The following is a 19747-nucleotide window of genomic DNA, read 5'->3' as shown; positions in this document are numbered from 1 at the left end:
TCAATGAACACTACAGAGAGAATTAAGAGAGGAGCCTTGCTCATGACCTTCTGCCTCGCTGCAATGCAGATGACGGCGCAGAAAAGCCAACCTACAATGAAGATTGGCGGTACCATTCGTGGAAAATACGAATATCAGACCCAGGACCAGAAAGGCCGTTTCGAGGTGCGTACGGCACGTGTCGACGTGGCTGGAAACATCAATCCCATCGTTTCGTATAAGGCTGAGATTGACCTCTGCGATGAGGGAACAATCAAAATGCTCGATGCCTACGCCATGGTCAACCCCTGGAAGTCGCTGAAAATCACCCTCGGACAGATGCGTGTGCCGTTTACCATCGACGCCCATCGGTCGCCGTATCAGCAGTATTTCGCCAACCGTTCGTTCATTGCCAAGCAGGTGGGCAACGTCCGTGATGTCGGTGCGCGACTCGGCTATACGTTCAACGCCGGTTTCCCCATCGTCGTCGAGGCCGGTGTTTACAACGGGTCCGGACTGACGAACCAGAAGGATTTCTGGACGAACAATATCAACTTCTCTGCCAAGGCGCAGTTCCTCCTGCCCTGCGGTCTCAACGCCGTGCTCAGTGCCCAGAAGGTGCGGCCCTCCGACATTAATATAATGATGTACGATGCCGGCCTGACTTTCCACAAGAAAGGATTCATTGCTGAGGCCGAATATCTCTACAAGCACTATGAGAAAGGTGCCCACCGCCCCGTCCACGCCTTCGACAGCTTCGTCAGCTACGACATCAACCTGCCGCGCAAGGGTGCTGACGGTCAGGCTAAATACCTGTTTACGAAGGTGTCGCCACTCCTCCGGTACGACTTCATGACTGACCACAGCGACGGATCGTCGAGTGCTGTGGTCACCGCTGCCGACGGAATGCGTACCCTCAAGACCACCGATTATAAGCGCGGCCGAATAACCGGTGGCGTGACGCTCAGTCTCGACAAACCATTCCTCAGTGACATCAGAGTGAACTACGAGAAGTATTTCTATGGACATGACGGGGTGCCTAAAGTATCGGAGAAGGATAAGATTGTCGTCGAGCTGATGGTCCACTTCTGATTGCGGACATCAATATTTTCAGGATGATACAGGATTGTAACAAGACGTAACACGATTTTAACTGGAGCGTAAATGTATTGTAACAGTTCTGTAATACATTGTCAGTAATTTTGCAGCAGAAACACATTTGAGGAGTAACTAATTATGAAAGAAAGCAAGAAAATGATTCTCCGTCTGCTGTCGAAAGACGGTAAGAAGAGCAAGAAATTCGACCTCTTAGTATTGAATCTCGCACTGCAAAAGATTGACAGCGATAACTTCGACTTCGACGGTCAGGCTGTCTACACCGCCGACCGCAAGCGCCTTGTCTATTGCCTTTCCGACAAGGACAGCTTCGCCATTCCGGAGGGTGTGGAGGTTATCGGCGAGATGGCTTTCCGCAGGAAGAAGGCCCTGAAGAACGTAATCATCCCGTCGACGGTGAAGAAGATAGAAAACGATGCCTTCTACGACTGCGACGGTCTCGACAACGTATATATCCCGTCATCGGTGACGACGGTCGAAGGATATGCTTTTGCCGAGTGCGACTCGCTGAAGACGGTTACCTTTGCCGGTACACCCAATAACATCAACCGCCACGTTTTCGACGACAGCGATGAGCTCCACAGTATTACGGTGCCCGAGAAGGCGGTGCAGAAATTCAGAAAAGCCCTCCACTATAAGGACGAGGACGACGAATACATCATTGTGGCAGCCAAGGCCGCACCACCAGCCGATGGTCAGAAGGTACCGGAGAAGACCGGAAAACAGGAACAGAAAAAGGATGACTCCTCAAAGCGCGATGACGAGAAGTCGGCTCACGCTACAGCGGATAAGAAAGCAAAGAAATAAAGCCCGGGCCCGATACCGGGCTTTTTTGCAGAAGAAACGGAATCTCTTGTCGGCGAAAGTAATTATATCTGCGTATTCGCTGAGGTCGAAATTATCTTGTCGGTAAGAGTAAATTTTATCTACATATTATTTAAAACTGAACAGCCGAAGAAACACTATTATATCTGTTATGGACAAAAAGGAATCGAAAGAAAAGGTTGCCGAAATATCGGTAAGAAAACTGAAGGACGGACTCTACGTCGAACGCGACGTTAGCTGGATGTATTTCAACCACCGTATCCTGCAGGAGGCGCAGAAGGAGAGTGTGCCTCTGCTCGAGCGGTTGTCGTTTTTGGGAATTTATTCGAACAATCTCGACGAGTTCTTCCGTGTCCGCGTGGCATCGATAACCCGTCTGCTTGCCGAGCCGTCGTTGGATAAGAAAACCAACCACACCCTCAAGCGCACCCTCAAAACCATCAACCGACTCAACGAGGAGTACAGCCGCGAGTACGACAAGGCCGTCGTCGAGGTCTTCGGCCTCCTTGAGCAGCATGGCATCCGCGTCGTCAACGAACAGCATCTCAACGATGAACAGCGCTCCTTCCTCCGTAACTTTTACTTCGATAAACTCAACGGGTCGGTCAACGCCATGTGGCTTCACGACATCGATAATATTGCGAAATTAGAGGACAACCGCATCTACCTCGTCGTGGAGCGCAAAGCCCTTACCGATGCCGACAAGGATGCCATCGGCAAGCATAAGACCCGTCTGGCCATAGTGAAAATTCCTGACCGCCAGGTGGGCCGCTGGGTGAAGATTCCGTCGAGCGACGGCTTCGAGAATATAATGTATCTCGACGATGTCATCCGCTACTGTCTGCCCATCATCTTCCTCGGCATGAAGCCGGCGGCCTATTCCGCCTACTCGTTCAAGTTCACGAAGGATGCCGAGATGGAAATCGACAACGACCAGGACTACGGCACCCTTGAGCGTATCCGCCAGGGCATCGACAGCCGCAAGCGTGGCGATGCTGTCAGGGTGCTCTACGACAAGGAGATGCCAAAGGATATTCTGAAGAAAATTCAGGAGCGCCTCGACCTCGACGAACTCGATACGTCGCTCGCCGGCGGCCGCTATCAGAACCATAAGGACCTGATGTCGTTCCCAAGTTGCGGCCACGACGAGCTGAAGTATCCTAAGTGGCGGCATGTGGTGAAACCGGTTTTCGCCTCCGCCGACAGCATTCTCGACAAGATTCGGGAGAAGGACCGTTTCATCCATGTGCCCTACGACTCCTTCGACTGCTATCTGCGTGTGCTCCAGGAAGCTGCGCTCAAGCCGGAGGTTAAGGAGATAAAGACCACCCTCTATCGTCTGGCTAAGGACTCCCGGGTGGTGAAAGCCCTCATCAGCGCTGCCCGCAACGGCAAGAAGGTTACCGCCGTCGTGGAGCTCCTGGCCCGTTTCGACGAGGAGAGCAACATCAAGTGGAGCCGCCGTATGCAGGACGAGGGCGTAAATGTAATATACGGTGTGGAGGGTCTTAAAGTCCATTCCAAACTCCTGCATATCTCGACGAAGAATGGCGATATAGCCTGCATAGGAACGGGAAACTTCCATGAGGGCAACGCAAAGATATATACCGATTATATAATGATGACGGCGCGCGCCGGGATAGTGAAGGAAGTGTCGAAGGTGTTCGACTTTATTGAGCATCCATATATCCACCCTCAGTTCCGCGAACTGATGGTGTCGCCGAACTCAATGAAGAACCGCATCCTCCGTCTGCTCGATGTGGAGATAAAGAACGCTAAAGCTGGAAAACCGGCGTGGGTGAAGATGAAGATCAACCACATCACCGACAAGGATATGGTGGCCAAACTCTATCAGGCCTCTCAGACCGGCGTGAAGATAGGCATCGTCATCCGCGGCAACTGCTCGTTGGTGACGGGTGTCCCCGGTGTGAGCGACAACATCAAGTGTGTGGGCATCATCGACCGCTATCTCGAGCATTCGCGCATCCTCATCTTCTGTAATGGCAGCCACAACAAGTACTTCCTCGGTTCGGCCGACTGGATGCCGCGCAATCTGTTGAGCCGTGTGGAGGTCTATACCTCGGTCTACGACCCTGACCTGCGCCACGATCTCATGCGCACCGTCGACTACGGACTGCGCGATACCGCCAACGGCCGCATCGTCGATGGACGTGGCACCAACGCCTTCCAGCCCGTCGCCGAGGGCGAGGAGCCGTTCCGCTCGCAGGAGGCCCTCAACGCTGAGGCCGAGAAGTATGGCGTGGAGCTATAGATTGGTAGCCATAGGCCGTACGTTTTCCTTTGTCGTCCTGTGGCTTCCTTTTCTTCCCTATAGTTTCCTTTGCCTCCCTATATCCTATAAATAAAACCGAAAGAATACAATGAAAGATAAAGAAATGATATCCGTCGGGTTCGGAGAGGAGTTCAACCTCGCCGCCATCGACGTTGGTTCGAATGCGGCCCGTCTCCTGATAAAGCATGTTGAGATTGATGTCGACGGCAATAAGTCGGTGAGCAAGCTGCTCTTCCTGCGTATCCCCTTGCGCCTCGGTATGGACGTCTTTGCCGACGGAAAGATATCGAAGGAGCGGCAGCGTGAGTTCCTCGCCGCCATGAAAGCCTACCGTCAGCTCATGAAGGTATATAACGTTCGCGAATACAGGGCCTGTGCTACGTCGGCCATGCGCGATGCCTCTAACGGAAAGAGCATCATCCGCCGCATCCGCCATAAGGCCGGGCTGAACCTTGAGATTATCACCGGCGACGAGGAGTCGCAGATAATCTTCGACAACCACTTCAACTATATTGTCAACGCCTCTCAGACCGCCGACGGCAGCGTTGCCGACGGCAACTTCCTATACGTCGATGTCGGTGGCGGATCCACCGAGGTGAGCTTCATCTGCGGTGGCGAGCGCATCTACAGCCATTCGTTCAACGTCGGAACTATCCGTCTGCTGAAAGGGAAAGTGCGGAAGAAGGACTTTGTCGAGATGAAAGAGGAGATAACGAAGGTCACCTCCGGCCGCACCGGCGTCCGCATCATCGGGTCGGGTGGAAACATCAACAAGCTCTACCGGCTGGCCTCGAAGAAGGAGCACCTCGACGGCGCACTGCCCGTCGGTGTCCTCCAGAAGGAGTATGACGTGCTCAGCAAGATGAGCGTTGAGGAGCGGATGGCCGAATACGGACTGAAACCCGACCGCGCCGATGTCATCGTTCCGGCCGCGGAAATCTTCCTCCAGGCTGCCGCCAACTCGGGGGCCACCGATATTCTCGTTCCGAACCTCGGCCTTGCTGATGGTATCATCAACGATATGCTCAGCAAGTACACGGCATAGAGTTTATTTTAGTTTTGGTTTCAACTCGTCGGGCGACTCCTTGGTGAACATCATCACCGGTGGAGCCGTCTTTTTGTATAGGTCGCTGATGACGCTGACGTCGACGGTTGTCGTCGGTGCGAAGGCATCGCTCGTCATATAGTCGATGATGGCTTTCCGCATCTGACGGGCCACAATGCGGCGGTCGAGGGCGGTGGTGATGTCCATTGTCGTCATGAGCAGCTTGCCCTTGAGGACCTTCGCCTCGACAATCATTCCGAGTTTGCGGCTGACATGCCACGTGTCGATGGGCTGAACGGGACTCTCGTAGTCGGCCGGGAACTCCGCGAGGTTCATCACCTGGGCCTTATTCAGCAGCTCCCACCAGTTAAGGTTCGTCCAGTCGTCGGTGGGAAACTCCTTGAACAGCGGGTGCCGACAGTCGATATATGCTCCGGTGGTATGTGGCGGCCGCATCTTGAACCAGCTTGTATTCCAGAATACTGGTAGATAAGTCTGGCGCACGTCGCTGCCGTAGCTCACCTTTCCGGCTGCCGTGAGCAGTACCTTGCCGCCGTGAGCCAGTGTGCGCAGGGCCTTGGCGTCGAGGCTGTCGGCGATGTATATTCCTTTCGCCTCGGCAATTTCCACATCGGGATAAACCCAATAGTCGTAGTGGTTGGTGTAACTTCTGCCGCTGATGACGGCCGAGAGGCGGAGTGTCAGCTGCTTGGGCTTGTCGAGGTAGGTGGGCAGGACGATGCTGAAGACGTGGCGCGTCTTGCCGGTGGCGATATCGGCATTGGCCGACCCTTGCTTCACGACTGTTGTTCCGTCGGTGACGGTGTAGCCGACTGTGGCATCGCTGTGCGCCTCTCCGGTGGCATTATAGAAGTCGATGTCTACTGATGCCTTCTCTCCGGCACGGAAAGTGAATTTCGGGAATTCGGCCATGATTACGAAATCGTTGCAGAACTCGCGCCACTCCTTGCCGTCGACATACCCTTTCTCGCGCCAGAAGACGTTGAGCGGTCCCACGAGAGCCGTGCCCTGACCGCTATAGTCGTTGAGGCCGAGGTAGAGGAATCCCGAATAGTCGGCCGTCCGGAGGTTGCGCTCAGTCTCGAATTTATATGCCAACGTCTGCAGCTTGCCGCTGCTCATCAGGAACTTACGTGCCATCGCAGCCATGCCGTTGTCGTGCAGCAGCTTGTCGAAGATGTCGAAGTTGTATGCTTTGTACACTCCTGTGTACTGGTTCCGCTCGTTGAGGTCGGGAAAGGCGCACCACTGCCCCTGCTCATGGGCAATGACTGGCGAGTTGTTAGGCTCGCTGCCTTTGTAGTTGCGGGGGAAGAGAATCTGCCGGTCGTAGTCGTCGGTGCTCTGCGGTGCCGCCTTGTCCCAGTCGAGACCGCGTGCTCCGGCCTTGACGTGATACTCGCTGCCGCTGTCCCAGGCCCATCCGCCGCCGACGGAGGCCCCGCAATAGATACGTCGTGGGTCATAGCTTTTCATTGTGTCGACCCATGCGTTGCAGTATCTCACCCAGTCGCCGGCGGGCTCGTTGCCAAGGGCCATCATCACGAAACTCGGATGGTTGCCGTAGGTGTCGACGATGCGGCGCGTCTCGGTGGCAAGATAGCTGTCGACGGGCTGTCCCTTACCGAGTTTCACACCGTGGTTGGGCCACGACGGACCCTCCGGCTGGAGGTAGATGCCTACGCTGTCGGCGGCGGTGAAGGCGGCCTCCGGTGGACAGTAGCTGTGGAAGCGCATGGCGTTGAGGCCGTATTCCTTCATCTTCAGGAATATTCGCATCCACGATTCCACGTCCATTGGCGGATAACCGGTAAGGGGGAAATTGCAGTTGCCCACCGTTCCGCGAATCCATATCTCCTTGCCGTTGAGGAGGATATGGCGACCGTCGACACTGATATCGCGGAAGCCGAACGCCACCGGAACGTCCATGCCGTGGTATCTCACTATGCGGTGATAGACGACGGGTGTGGCTGCCGACCACAGTTGTGGATTGTCGATATGCAAAGTCATCGTCTCGTCGGGGAAAACAACGCTCACGTTGCCGGTACGCGCGTCGGCCATTACCCTCGGACGGGGTAGGGGATTGTCCTCGCCGCAGGCTTTTGCCACCGACTTCGGTATGGCTATGAGTTTCATTGCGCCGACGATGCCGTTCCAGTTGCCTTGGGTCTGGTCGGTGACGGAATGCGAATCCTGTCCGACATCCACATTCTCAATGCCGTTGTAGACGTCGATGTCGATTCTGCTTGTCCTGCCGTAGCTGATGAGAGGCGTGATGTCGTAGACGTGGGGTGTCGACAGCGACATGCGGTGGCCGGCCTTCCGGCCGTTAACGCTGACGGTTGTCTCGATGTGTGGGCGCTCAATGTAGAGGACGACGCTCTTGCCCTTCCACGGTTCCGGTACGGTGATATTGGTGGAATAGACCAGATGGCCGATGAAATGCTTGTTCGGTGTGAGGAAGAACGGATATTTTATCGGTTTTGCGTTGCGGAACTCCTCCATCTTCGGGTTGTAGAAGAACGATGAGTCGTAAATCGAGCAGGTCCATTTAGTGTTGAGGGTAGGGTCGAGGCCGATGTCGTTGGTGAGGTTGCTGCCGGGCAGCGTCACCATCTTTCCGTTGCCAGTGAACTCTGCCGGTGGCTGTCCCACCGTCGTCACGCGCCATTGTCCCGACAGGTCGATGCTCTGTTGGGCGTCAGCGGCCATACATATTATAATGGCTGTGAGCAGCAATAGTAATCTCGATTGGATTGTAGAGGATGTCATATCTAAGTTTTCTGATTTTGTTTTAGTATAGCGCAAAAGTACAACAATTTTCTGACATAAGTGCCACAGGCAATGGAAAAAACATAAAAATGCTGCTTCTCTTCCAATCAACCAATAAACTCCATAGTGAATTCCGGGTGCAGAGAACAATTACCTGCGTGGCAATAGGACTGTGACTTATCCCAGCCATAGCTGCTGAAGACGAGTGTTCATTCTGGTGCTACGGATATCTTGTCCATGCCACCGGCAGCCCCGACGGTGCTGAATCATCAGTAACACAGGACGAAACGGGCGATAGCGATTACCGTGCGGCAGCAATCCGATGCTGAAATATATTTACATTATTCCCAAACCTATCGTTTGGGCATGCAAAACGGCCCATTTCGGAAGGTGAAATGGACCGTTTGGCGTCCTAAAACGTACCGTTTTACAACGCAAAATGATATGTATCAGTAAACTATTGATAATCAGCATGGTATAAGATTGGAATGAAAGACGGTGGAGTATGAATTTATTTTACATACTGTTGCCACCATTCTCTTTTGTCTCCGTGATTATAATATAATGTAGGATGATGAAAAAGGCATTTAAAGATGTGGCAGTCATGGTTTTCATCCCTCCCCGAGGCGTCATCGCCCGACTGCATTTCAAATGGGTTAAAAAATCTATTGTAACACGATTGTAATACTAATGACAGAGGGTTGAAATACAACATTCTTACCTTTGCGGCAAAAATAGAATAGTAGAATTCAACTAAAAGAAATGGAAACAATTTATTTATGTATTGTCGTCTTCCTGCTCTGCCTTGCGGTATTTGACCTCTTCGTAGGAGTGAGTAACGACGCTGTCAACTTTCTCCAGTCGGCTGTCGGCGCACGAGTTGCTAAGTTCCGCACCGTGCTCATCATCGCCTCGGCCGGCGTTATCCTTGGAGCAGTGATGTCGACGGGTATGATGGATGTGGCCCGCCACGGTATAATGATGCCTGACCATTACTCTTTCCATCAGGTTATGACCATCTTTTTGGCCGTGATGGTCACCGATGTCATCGTCCTCGACATGTTCAACAGCTTGGGAATGCCTACGTCGACGACGATATCTCTTGTCTTCGAGCTCCTCGGCGGTACGTTCATGCTCGCCTTCCTTATGGTCCTGGCCGACAATAAGTTGAGCTACGGCGACCTGTTGAACTCCAACCAGGCCCTGAAGGTCATCATAGCCATCTTCGTATCGGTGGCCATTTCGTTCTTCGTCGGTCTGGCTGTCATGTGGGTAAGCCGTATAGTATTCACCTTCAGCTACCAGAAGCACAGCCGCTATTCCATTGCCATCTTCGGCGGTATAGCCTTCACGGCCCTTGCTTACTTCATCTTCATGAAGGGACTGGGCAAGAGTCCGTATATCCCCGATAACATCAAGGACTACATAAACAACAACACAAACTTCCTACTTCTCGTCACCTTCGTCGCTTCGACGGCCGTCATGGAGATTCTCCACCTGCTGAAGGTGAATATCTTCAGCTTCACGGTGCTCATGGGAACGTTCGCCCTGGCAATGTCGTTCGCCGGCAACGACCTCGTGAACTTCATCGGTGTGCCTCTCGCCGGTCTCGACTCTTATCAGGACTTCCATGCCAATGGTGGCGGTGCATCGCCCGATTCGTTCATGATGACATCACTCATGTCGAGTGCCAAGACGCCACCTCTATACCTTATGGCTGCCGGGGTAATAATGATTATCGCCATGGCCACCTCGAAGAAGGCCCGCAACGTCATCAAGACCAGCGTCGACCTGGCACGTCAGGATGAGGGCGACGAGATGTTCGGTTCCAACAGAGCAGCCCGTGCCATCGTCCGCAGCTCGCAGTCGTTCATCGAGAGCGTCGCCCATCTCTTCCCCGTCAGTGTCCGTCAGTGGGTCAACAGCCGTTTCAACTCTGAGGATGTGGAGCTTACCGACGACAAGGCCGCCTTCGATGTCGTCCGTGCCGCCGTCAACCTCGTGGTGGCATCAATGCTTATCACCTTCGGTACCAACCACGGACTGCCCCTTTCGACGACCTACGTGACGTTCATGGTGGCCATGGGCTCGAGTCTCGCCGACCGTGCGTGGAGCCGTGAGAGTGCCGTCTTCCGTGTCACCGGTGTGCTGAGTGTCATCGGTGGATGGTTTATCACCGCCGGTGCGGCTTTCATCACCTGTGCTCTCGTCTGCATGTGCATGTGGTTTGGTGGTATCGTCGTGCAGGTAGGATTCATGGTTCTCGTGGTCTTCCTCCTCTGGCGCAGTGACCGTAAGTACAAGCGCAAGCAGCAGGAGGCAAAGGAGTCCGACGACAGTTTCCGTCTGATGATGCGCACCCGCGACCCCGAGCTTGTCTGGGAGATGCTGCGCAAGCATGTCCGCGACACACAGAGCAGAACTTGCAGCCTCGCCTTGGAGGAGTATAATAATATTATAAACAGCTTCAACAGTCAGAATGTTAAGCAGTTGCGCCGTACCGACAAGCGGCTGCGCAAGTCGCTCGGACTGCTCAAGAAACTCCGTCGCCAGGAGATGCTCGGTCTGAAACGGTCGCCGCAGGAACTTGCCATCGAGCGAAATACGTGGTTCCACGTCGGTGCCAACAGTGACCAGCAGTATATCTACACCCTGCGCCGTATGCTCAACCCGGTGAAGGAGCATGTCGACAACAACTTCAATCCGGTGCCCGAGGCATATATTAAAGAGTATGAGCCAGTCATGCGCACCGTCAACGACCTTATGAAGATGTCGTGTGAGGAGATTGAATCGGGCCGCTACGACCAGTACCGCAGCATCCTCGCCGAGGCCGATGTCTGCAAGGATCAGCTCTCCGTAGTCCGCAAGAAGCATATCACACGTATGCAGACAGCTCAGGACAACAAGAATATGCAGGTCGATATGGTCTACCTCAACATCCTTCAGGAGACACAGCAGTTCCTCAGCGTCATGCGCCATCAGCTGCGTTCGGCAAAGAAGTTCATGGAGGACGCTCCCCGCGAGCTTGCTTCAGCATAATTGATAGATTGGTGGACGGTACCTGCCGGTACCGCTATATATAGGATTGGTAATTTTGTATTACGTAGTTTCGTAGATAAAAATCTCGGTGAGGTTTTTATCTCACGAAACTTTTTTGTCTGCAATAAGGCATATTTTTTTGTGGTCAATATCTCTCTAATATTGTTCTGATAGCCCGTTGGTTTCTTATTATGGCTTTTTTTGGCTTATGCTAAAATCGGTGTAAGAAAAAAGTTGTACCTTTGCATTGGCTGTCTGTCGGAGGGGGATTATTTCATAGTGGCCTCCCACGGTGTAGTCATAAATAATAATGTAAACGGAGAAATATTATATGTACGATATATGCAGTATTGGTCACATCACGCGTGATAAGATTATCACCCCAGAGAAGACCGTCTTCATGGCCGGAGGCACCTCTTTCTATATGTCGCGTGGCATCAGCCGTCTGCCGCGGCGCGTGTCCTATCAGCTTGTCACGAAGGTCGGTGAGGGCCATCGCGGTGAGGTGGCGAAGATAAAGGCCTTGGGCATCGACACCATCTGTCTGCCGAGCCGCCATACGGTGTACTTCGAGAACAGCTATGGTGCCGACTCCAACAACCGCACCCAGCGTGTCCTTGCCAAGGCCGATGCCTTCACCGTCGATGATGTCAGTAGCCTCAATGCCAAAATTTTCCACCTTGGCAGCCTCCTCGCCGATGATTTTTCACCGGAAGTCGTTGAGTGTCTTGCCGAAAAGGGCACGGTATCAATCGACGTGCAGGGCTATCTGCGTGAGGTGGTAGGGCAGGATGTACGGGCCACGGCGTTCCGCGACCGCGACCGTATCCTTGCCTGTACGGGGATACTGAAACTCAATGAGCATGAGATGCGGGTCATTGCCGATTCCGACGATGCCCGTACGGTGGCCCGTGATATTGCTGCCCGCGGTGTCAGTGAGGTCGTTATCACCCTTGGCAGCTACGGGTCGGTGATCTACGCCGGTGGCAGTTTCTACGACATTCCAGCATACCGGCCACGTCGTGTTGTCGACACCACCGGCTGCGGTGATACCTTCTCCACCGGTTACCTGTATTGTCGGTCGTTAGGTGCTTCCCCCGATGAGGCCGGACGCTATGCTGCGGCCATGTGCACCTTGAAACTTGAACACTCCGGACCGTTCGACGGAACGGAGGAAGATATAAAAGAAATACTGAAAAATGAAAAATAATCGACCGAAACTGACGACAAAAAAGTATCTCCTGCCGTTCATCCTCGTCACCTCGCTGTTCTTCCTTTGGGGATTCGCCCGTGCCATCCTCGATGTGCTGAACAAGCATTTCCAGAACGCCCTCGACATAAGCATCACACAGTCGGCGCTCGTCCAGGTGACAACCTACCTCGGCTATTTCCTTATGGCCATCCCTGCCGGATGGTATATCAACCGCCACGGCTACCGTCACGGTGTCATCTTCGGACTGTCGCTCTTTGGTACCGGTGCACTGCTCTTCATTCCCGGTGCTGAGGCCGGCACATTCTATGCTTATCTCGGTGCCCTGTTCATCATCGGCTGCGGTCTCGTGTTCCTCGAGACCTCAGCCAATCCGTACGTCACCGAGCTTGGCGACCCCGCCACAGCCACCTCGCGGCTTAACTTCTCGCAGTCGTTCAATGGGTTAGGCTCACTGTCGGCGACTTTCCTTGTGGGACAGTTCCTCTTCGACGGTACCGACGACGGAGGCAATATCGTAGTGCCGTATACCGTCCTCGGCATCATCGTCCTGCTCATTGCCGTAGTATTCTCGCGTGTCGACCTGCCGGAGATAAAGCATGCCGTCACCGATGATGAACGGCAGAATGCCGGTGAGACGCGCATCGTCCAGCTTTTCCGCCACCATCCGATGTTCGTTTTTGGTCTCTTCGCCCTCCTCGCTTATGAGGTCGCGGAGATTAGCATCAACTCTTATTTCATCAACTACGTCACCGGCAAGCACTGGATGACCGACAATACGGCCTCCATCGTCCTCACGTGCTGTCTGGCTTTCTTTATGATTGGACGCTTCGGCGGCAGCTGGATTATGCGCAGTGTCCGTGCCGAGCGCATGCTTTTCGCCTGCGCTGTGGGCAGTGTGGTGTGTATCGGTGTCGTGATGCTCAATCTCGGATCCGTCTCGATGATTGCCCTTGTAGCCAACTATGTCTTCGAGGCCATCATGTTCCCGACGATTTTCTCCCTTGCCCTCCGTGGTCTCGGAAACCTTACAAAGAGTGCCTCGTCGCTGTTGATGATGACACCGATAGGCGGTTGCGGGTTCCTTCTCATGGGGCTCATCGCCGACTCGACGGGTATGCTCTCCATGCCGTTCATTATCCCGTTCCTCGGCTATTTCATCGTTCTCCTCTTCGCGTCCGAACTGTCGCGGCCGTGCCGCCACTCCTCGGTCACTGCAGCGTGATTGACTTTCAGGACTTTTCCGTAGAGTGAGGTCATGGCAGAGTAATGGTTTTTAGGACTTTTCCCTCTGGCATTGTCTCGTCGGGCAGTGTTCTGACTGTTATCACGCCGTTCTCGTATGTTACCACCGTCGGTTCGTTGCCGCCTTTCGGGAATGTTATGCTGCCAGTATTGCAGACGGCAGGTGTTCCCTCGTCGAGATGCCACAGATGGGTGTGACCGTAGAAGACGGCATCGAAATTCCCGGGAGGCAGGTGGTCGGGGTCGTAGACGTGGCCGTGGGTGAGGAAGAGTTTCCGTCCTTCGTCGACGATAAGTGCGTAATCGGCCATAACGGGAAAATCGAGGAGCATCTGGTCGACCTCCGCGTCGCAGTTGCCGCGTACGGCCACGATGTCCTTTGCCATCGGGTTCAGCACTTCCACAATCCCTTTGGCATCAATACCTTCGGGAATGCTGTTGCGTGGACCGTAGTTGAGGATGTCGCCGAGGATGAGGAGCATGTCGAAATGTCCGCGGCGGTAGTAGTCCAAGGCACGACGCAACCGTGGCAGACTGCCGTGGATATCGCTGATGATAAGGTATCTCATTGGTAATATTTACTTTATGAACAGTAGATGCTTGGAAAGAAAAATATGATTTTGTTTTGTATTGTCGGCGAATAGCAGTACCTTTGCGTCCACAATTATAGCTATAACATATTATAATAATATTATGACACCATTAATCGCTTTCGCAGTTTTCGTAGCAGTAGCACTTCTCGGCTGGGGTTTCATCGAGCTCCGCAACCATTCGTTCCATTTCACCCACTCTAAGGATGAGCAGCACGGATGGGACGAGATGAAGGAGGCTTACGAGGAGAATGGTGAGAAGGAGCTTAACCTCCACGACCTTCTCGCCCGTAACAGCACTAAGGGCTACAAGGCTGTCTAAGGCAGTATTGCTCACCGTATGCGGCATCATCACGATATGGGATGATGTCGCATACGTCGTTATTGTCTGTGCCTCTTTATGCTTTTACAGCAAGGCCTTGCGCAGTTTGCGTATGGCTTTGTTGCGGATTTGGCGTACCCTTTCGCGCTTGAGTCCCATAGCCTCGCCAATCTCTGCCATCGTGTTTGTCTCAGCACCGATGCCGAAGTAGCGCTTCACCACTTCGCGTTCGCGGTCATCGAGTTTGGCGATGGCATTATTTATCTTCTGCGCAGTCTGCTCGTCCTCGATGCTCAGGTCGGCCTGTTTGACGTTCTTGTTCACCAACAGACTCAGCAGGCTGAACCCCGTAGCCGACCCGATGGGTATGGGCTCGTCGACGGATACCGGCATCTTCCGGCGTTTGGTCTCGCGTGTAGCCTCCGACCGTGGCACGCGGTAGAGACCCGCCTGACGTTCAATGGCCTCCTCCATGGCGTGGCGGATGAACGGGGCGGCATAGCTCACGAAACGCTTGCCCTTGTCGGCCTCAAACTTCCGCGACGCGTCGACCATGGCCATATTGCCCTCGCTGATGAGGTCGTCCATCGGGACACCACGGCCGGCATATTGTTTTGCCATCGTGACCACATAGCCAATATTGTCGGTCACGAGTTTGTCTTGTTCTTTCGACATAAGCAGAAATTTTTATTTATCGAAGTAATATAGGAAGGTGGCGATACCCTTCAAGGCGAACTTCTTGTCGTTCTCAATCATGAGCTTGAAGTCAATCTGTGCCTTGCAGATACCGCGCAGGTCCTCAATGTCGCGCAGACTGGCCACGAGGCGCACTCTGCTGCCCGAGAGCACCGGCTGTCCGAATTTCATCTTGTCCATGCCGTAGTTGACGAGCATCTTCACGTTGTTCACCTGGATAATCTGCTGCCAGAGGTAGGGCAGGAGCGAGAGCTGCAGGTAGCCGTGGGCAATGGTCTGGTGGTATGGGCTCTCCGTCTTGCAGCGTTCAGGGTCGGTGTGGATCCACTGGTGGTCGAGGGTAGCCTCGGCGAATTTGTCTATCATGTCCTGACTCAGTGTCACCCAGTCCGACACACCTATTTGCTCACCCTTGTGGGCGGCGAACTCTTCGTATGAATTTACAATCAGTTTTCCCATTTTGTATTCTGTGCTTTGTTTTTTCGTTCTTGAATTTGTCTACAAAGATATTACAATCTCATGGAAAAAACAAGCATTCCACCTTTTTCTTTTCAACAATCAGTCTGCCGTACGTATTCTTCCCCTTGTAGACTCCTCGTCGGCATCGTATTCTCGTCGTTATCACTGTCCTGTCCGTTAATACGCATATATATAAATATGTGTAGATGGTCTGTGGGGTGGAAAAATTGATTGTAAAGGAAGAAAAACTGAAAAATATTTGCTTTTTTCCGGAACTTGTAATATATTTGCAGTGTCTTACCTGTTTTATAACTTTTATAAAGTTCAGAGGCGGGGATTATTACTGACAATCTAATCGAAATAGACGAACAAGAAACTAACAATTTTAAACCGCTGATTATATGACTGTATTAATGGTTGTTGAACTCCTCGTTGTCCTCGTGGCACTATGGATAGGCGCCCGCTATGGCTCTTTGGCTCTCGGCGCAATCTCCGGTATCGGTCTGGCCATTCTCGTCTTCGGATTCCATCTGAAGCCCGGTGACCCACCTACCGATGTCATTTATATCATCATCGCCGCCGTGACCTGTGCCGGAATTCTCCAGGCATCGGGCGGTATGGACTGGATGATTCAGATTGCTGAGCGACTGCTCCGACGGCATCCTAACCGTATCACCCTCCTCGCACCGCTCACCACCTTCCTTCTTACCGTCCTTGTGGGAACGGGTCATGTTGTCTATACCCTCATGCCAATCATCTGCGATATCGCCATTCAGAAAGGCATACGTCCGGAACGTCCCTGCGGTATAGCGTCGATATCAGCGCAGATAGGTATCACCTGCTCACCGATAGCCGCTGCCGTTGTGGCTTTCTCAGCCATCTCTATCGACAACGGATTCCCCGTGAGCAATGTTCAGATAATCATGGTCACCATCCCAGCCTGTATTATCGGTATCCTCGCCGCTGTGGCCTACAGTTGGAACCGTGGTCTCGACCTCGACAAGGACCCGAAGTTTCAGGCTAAGCTCCGCGACCCTCAGCAGTACGCTTATATCTATGGCTCCAACGCCACAACGCTGAACAAGAAGATTCCGCAGAGCTCGAAGAACGCCGTTTACATCTTCCTTGGCACTCTCGCTGTTATCGTGGTCATATCCATTACTCAGATGTTCGGTCTGAACATCCTTCCGTCGTACAAGAATATCTCCGCCGTCAGCCATGTCGAGTCGGCACGGTTCACCGAGATCAGTGTCGACACCGTGCGTGTGAAGTCGTACACCATGAACGGTAAGGATACCCTTTGGCTGCTTTCTGAGAGCGATATAGCCAATGCCGAGCAGAAAGGACTCTCCGTCGAGCATGTCTCCGACACCGTCACCGTCCCTGCATCTACCGAGAATGCGGCTGGAACGGGAACTTCAGCAACGATGGACGCTAAGAAGCTTGCCAAGGGCGGCATCGTCGTCAGTGGTCTGACAAAGTCCACCGACAAGGCACTGTCGATGAATATCGTCATCCAGATTCTCATGCTTGTGGCCTGCGCCCTGATGATAATCTTCTGTAAGGCCAAACCTAAGGATGCTGTCTCCGGACCTGTATGGCAGAATGGTATGGTGGCCGTCGTGGCAATATATGGTATCGCGTGGATGTCGAACACCTATTTCGATAACTACCAGACAGAGATGCAGACACTCCTCGGCGGTATCGTCAAGGACTATCCATGGTCGATAGCCTTTGCCTTCTTTGCAGTCTCGGTACTCATCAACTCTCAGGGTGCTGTTGTCGTATCAATGCTCCCGTTAGCCTATTCGCTTGGCATTCCGGGATGGATACTCCTTGGCGTGATGCCGTCGGTATATGGTTATTTCTTTATCCCGAACTATCCTTCCGACATTGCTACGGTCAACTTCGACCGGTCCGGAACGACGGTCATAGGCAAGTACCTTCTCAACCACTCGTTCATGGCTCCGGGACTAATCCATGTCGTCTGCGCTACGGCCTCCGGTCTCGCCATCAGCTATGTCTATCATTTCTGGCTGGGATTGTATTGATGGTATTAAGGCTCTGCCCCTCTTCGGAAAATGTGTTTTTCGGGTGGGGCGGTTATAGCTCTTTATAGATTTCTATAGACTCTATAGTCTCTATAGTTTCTATTATAATAAGGGCGGGGATAGTTCCCCGCCCTATATTATGTATATCGTTTTTATTCCTGTGCTAACTCGCCGAGATAGCTGTCCTTGAATCCGAGGAAGTAGAGCACACCGTCGAGACCTATCGTCGAGATGCTCTGATGGGCAGTGGCCTTCACCTTTGGCTTTGCGTGGAAGGCGATACCGAGACCGGCCTCGTTGATCATCGGCAGGTCGTTGGCACCGTCGCCGACAGCTATTGTCTGGGCGATGTTTATCTTCTCCACCTGTGCGATGAGCTTCAGCAGCTCGGCCTTACGGTGACCGTCTACAATCTCACCGAGATAGCGTCCCGTGAGCTTGCCGTCCTCACCGACCTCAAGTTCATTGGCGTAGACGTAGTCGATGCCGTACTTGCGCTGCATGAACTGTCCGAAATATGTGAATCCTCCCGAGAGGATGGCAATCTTATATCCGCTGGTCTTGAGCACCTTCATCACCTTGTCGACACCTTCCGTGATGGGCAGGTGGTCGGCGATGTCTTTCATCACGCTGGCATCGAGGCCCTTGAGCAGAGCCACACGGCGTGTGAAACTCTCCTTGAAGTCTATCTCTCCGCGCATTGCCGATGCTGTGATGGCACTCACCTGGTCGCCGACACCGGCGCGCTTTGCCAGTTCGTCGATGCACTCGGTCTGAATCAGTGTCGAGTCCATATCGAAACATATCAGTCGGCGCATGCGGCGGTACATATCATCCTTCTGCAGTGAGAAGTCAAAACCCATATCCGCCGACAGCTTCATGAGCTCCGACTGCATCTGCTGGCGGTCCTGGGGATCGCCGCGGAGTGAGAACTCTATGCACGAGCGGTTGTTCTTCGACGGATGCATGATGCTCACACGACCTGTCAGACGGCGTATGGCATCGATGTTCAGCTTCTGCTCCTTGATGACGTCCGCGGCGGCGAAAATCTGCTCGGCAGACAACTCGCGTCCCATGATGGTGAGGATGAACCGGTGCTTGCCCTGGCGTCCCACCCATGACTCGTAGTCGTCGTCACTGATGGGCTGGAAGGTGATGTTCACGTGGAGGTCGTTGGCCTCGAAGAGCAGCTCGCGCATAATCTGTCCCGACTTCATCACATCGGCGCGGATGAGGACACCCAGGGAGAGGGTAGAGTGAATGTTCGACTGTCCAATATCGAGTACTGTGGCATTGTATTTTGCCAGCACTTTCATGACATCGGCGGTCAGACCCGGACGGTCGATACCGGCAATGCTGATGAGGATCTGCTCCTCTTTGTGTTCGTTAACCTGTTCCATTCTAAATGAGTGATATATAGTTGATTATAGTCTGTAGAAAAATCCCTTCTCAGTCTTTCGAGAAGAGACCGAAGAGCTCAGCGTCTATCTGGTCGGCTATGCGCCCGAAGTCGCGTGAGCTGTTGAGAAAGTCGCAGCTGTCGCCCTCGACGATGATAAGCTTTCCCTTGTAGTCCTTTATCCACTCCTCGTAGCGGTCGTTGAGGCCTCGCAGGTAGTCGATGCGTATCGTCTGCTCGTAGCTGCGGCCCCGTTTCTGGATATTGTCGATGAGGCGTGGCACCGACGAGCGGATATAAATCATCAGGTCGGGGAGCTTCACGAGCGACACCATCAGGTCGAAGAGGTCGCTGTAGTTAGCGAAGTCGCGGTCCGACATCAGACCCATATCGTGGAGATTAGGTGCGAAGATGCGTGCATCCTCGAATATCGTGCGGTCCTGGACGATGGTATCCTTCGATTTCGATATTTCCACAACGTCCTTGAACCGTTTGTTGAGGAAGAAAATCTGCAAGTTGAACGCCCACCGCTTCATGTCGTGATAGTAGTCCTCGAGGTACGGGTTATTGTCCACAGGCTCATAGTGTGCCTTCCATCCATACCTCTTGGCAAGCATGTTTGTCAGTGTTGTCTTGCCGCTTCCAATGTTTCCTGCTATTGCTATGTGCATAATGTTGGTGTCTT

The 19747-nt window shown here is 53.1% G+C and carries 15 protein-coding genes; 9 read left to right on the top strand and 6 right to left on the bottom strand.

Translation table 11 applies throughout. The annotated features are described in order from the left end of the window. Nucleotides 1-3 precede the first annotated feature (3 nt). The 4 genes from LDN30_RS12460 to LDN30_RS12445 all read left to right on the top strand — a co-directional run bounded on the left by LDN30_RS12460 (nt 4) and on the right by LDN30_RS12445 (nt 5258). The gene (locus tag LDN30_RS12460) at nt 4-1071 is read left to right on the top strand and encodes a porin (RefSeq protein WP_373316555.1); all 1068 of its coding nucleotides are present in this window, start codon (nt 4-6) and stop codon (nt 1069-1071) included. A gap of 144 nt (nt 1072-1215) precedes the next feature. Further along, on the top strand, nt 1216-1902 hold the full coding sequence (locus tag LDN30_RS12455) for a leucine-rich repeat domain-containing protein (RefSeq protein WP_223929675.1): 687 nt from the start codon (nt 1216-1218) through the stop codon (nt 1900-1902). A 169-nt stretch (nt 1903-2071) separates the two neighbouring features. After that, complete coding sequence (locus tag LDN30_RS12450; protein WP_223927554.1) at nt 2072-4192, top strand: RNA degradosome polyphosphate kinase; 2121 nt, start codon at nt 2072-2074, stop codon at nt 4190-4192. A gap of 109 nt (nt 4193-4301) precedes the next feature. Then, entirely contained in the window at nt 4302-5258 is a 957-nt protein-coding gene (locus LDN30_RS12445) for a Ppx/GppA phosphatase family protein (RefSeq protein ID WP_223927556.1), read from the top strand. Nucleotides 5259-5261: 3 nt separating this feature from the next. Here the strand turns inward: LDN30_RS12445 and LDN30_RS12440 are convergent, their stop codons facing one another. Beyond that, a complete protein-coding gene (locus LDN30_RS12440; protein ID WP_223927558.1) occupies nt 5262-8051 on the bottom strand; it encodes a DUF8487 domain-containing protein in 2790 nt (929 codons plus the stop codon). Nucleotides 8052-8813: 762 nt separating this feature from the next. Between LDN30_RS12440 and LDN30_RS12435 the strand changes: the two genes are divergently transcribed. From LDN30_RS12435 to LDN30_RS12425, 3 genes are all read left to right on the top strand, one after another. Then, entirely contained in the window at nt 8814-11090 is a 2277-nt protein-coding gene (locus tag LDN30_RS12435) for an inorganic phosphate transporter (protein ID WP_223927560.1), read from the top strand. A 331-nt stretch (nt 11091-11421) separates the two neighbouring features. Further along, the gene (locus LDN30_RS12430) at nt 11422-12300 is read left to right on the top strand and encodes a PfkB family carbohydrate kinase (protein WP_223927562.1); all 879 of its coding nucleotides are present in this window, start codon (nt 11422-11424) and stop codon (nt 12298-12300) included. Continuing rightward, complete coding sequence (locus tag LDN30_RS12425) at nt 12290-13525, top strand: sugar MFS transporter (RefSeq protein WP_223927564.1); 1236 nt, start codon at nt 12290-12292, stop codon at nt 13523-13525. Before LDN30_RS12430 ends, LDN30_RS12425 begins: the two co-directional genes overlap by 11 nt. A 31-nt stretch (nt 13526-13556) precedes the next feature. On the opposite strand, the gene yfcE is transcribed toward LDN30_RS12425, so the two are convergent. Next, nucleotides 13557-14114: a phosphodiesterase gene (yfcE, locus tag LDN30_RS12420; protein ID WP_223927566.1), complete on the bottom strand. Its 558-nt coding sequence runs from the start codon at nt 14112-14114 to the stop codon at nt 13557-13559. 124 nt (nt 14115-14238) lie between these two features. On the opposite strand from yfcE, the gene LDN30_RS12415 reads away from it, so the two are divergent. Next, nucleotides 14239-14457, top strand: coding sequence for a hypothetical protein (locus tag LDN30_RS12415; RefSeq protein WP_223927568.1), 219 nt, complete (start codon nt 14239-14241; stop codon nt 14455-14457). 84 nt (nt 14458-14541) lie between these two features. Here LDN30_RS12415 and LDN30_RS12410 read toward each other — a convergent pair whose 3' ends face one another. Both LDN30_RS12410 and LDN30_RS12405 read right to left on the bottom strand, forming a co-directional pair. Next, nucleotides 14542-15132, bottom strand: coding sequence for a sigma-70 family RNA polymerase sigma factor (locus LDN30_RS12410; RefSeq protein ID WP_223927569.1), 591 nt, complete (start codon nt 15130-15132; stop codon nt 14542-14544). Between the two features lie 12 nt (nt 15133-15144). Beyond that, nucleotides 15145-15612, bottom strand: a complete 468-nt coding sequence (locus LDN30_RS12405) for a MaoC family dehydratase (protein ID WP_223927571.1) — start codon at nt 15610-15612, stop codon at nt 15145-15147. Nucleotides 15613-16013: 401 nt separating this feature from the next. Here LDN30_RS12405 and LDN30_RS12400 point away from each other — a divergent pair, with 401 nt between their 5' ends. Continuing rightward, entirely contained in the window at nt 16014-17663 is a 1650-nt protein-coding gene (locus LDN30_RS12400; protein ID WP_223927574.1) for an anaerobic C4-dicarboxylate transporter, read from the top strand. A gap of 152 nt (nt 17664-17815) precedes the next feature. On the opposite strand, the gene serB is transcribed toward LDN30_RS12400, so the two are convergent. Both serB and LDN30_RS12390 read right to left on the bottom strand, forming a co-directional pair. Next, nucleotides 17816-19063, bottom strand: coding sequence for a phosphoserine phosphatase SerB (serB, locus tag LDN30_RS12395; RefSeq protein ID WP_223927576.1), 1248 nt, complete (start codon nt 19061-19063; stop codon nt 17816-17818). Between the two features lie 49 nt (nt 19064-19112). Further along, a complete protein-coding gene (locus tag LDN30_RS12390; RefSeq protein ID WP_223927578.1) occupies nt 19113-19733 on the bottom strand; it encodes a deoxynucleoside kinase in 621 nt (206 codons plus the stop codon). Between the last annotated feature and the right edge of the window lie 14 nt (nt 19734-19747).

Origin of the sequence: Prevotella lacticifex (assembly GCF_019973375.1) — a bacterium.
In the GTDB taxonomy this organism is placed as follows: domain Bacteria; phylum Bacteroidota; class Bacteroidia; order Bacteroidales; family Bacteroidaceae; genus Prevotella; species Prevotella lacticifex.
Note: the sequence above shows the minus strand (reverse complement) of the source record. Positions and strands in the feature narration are given on the sequence as shown.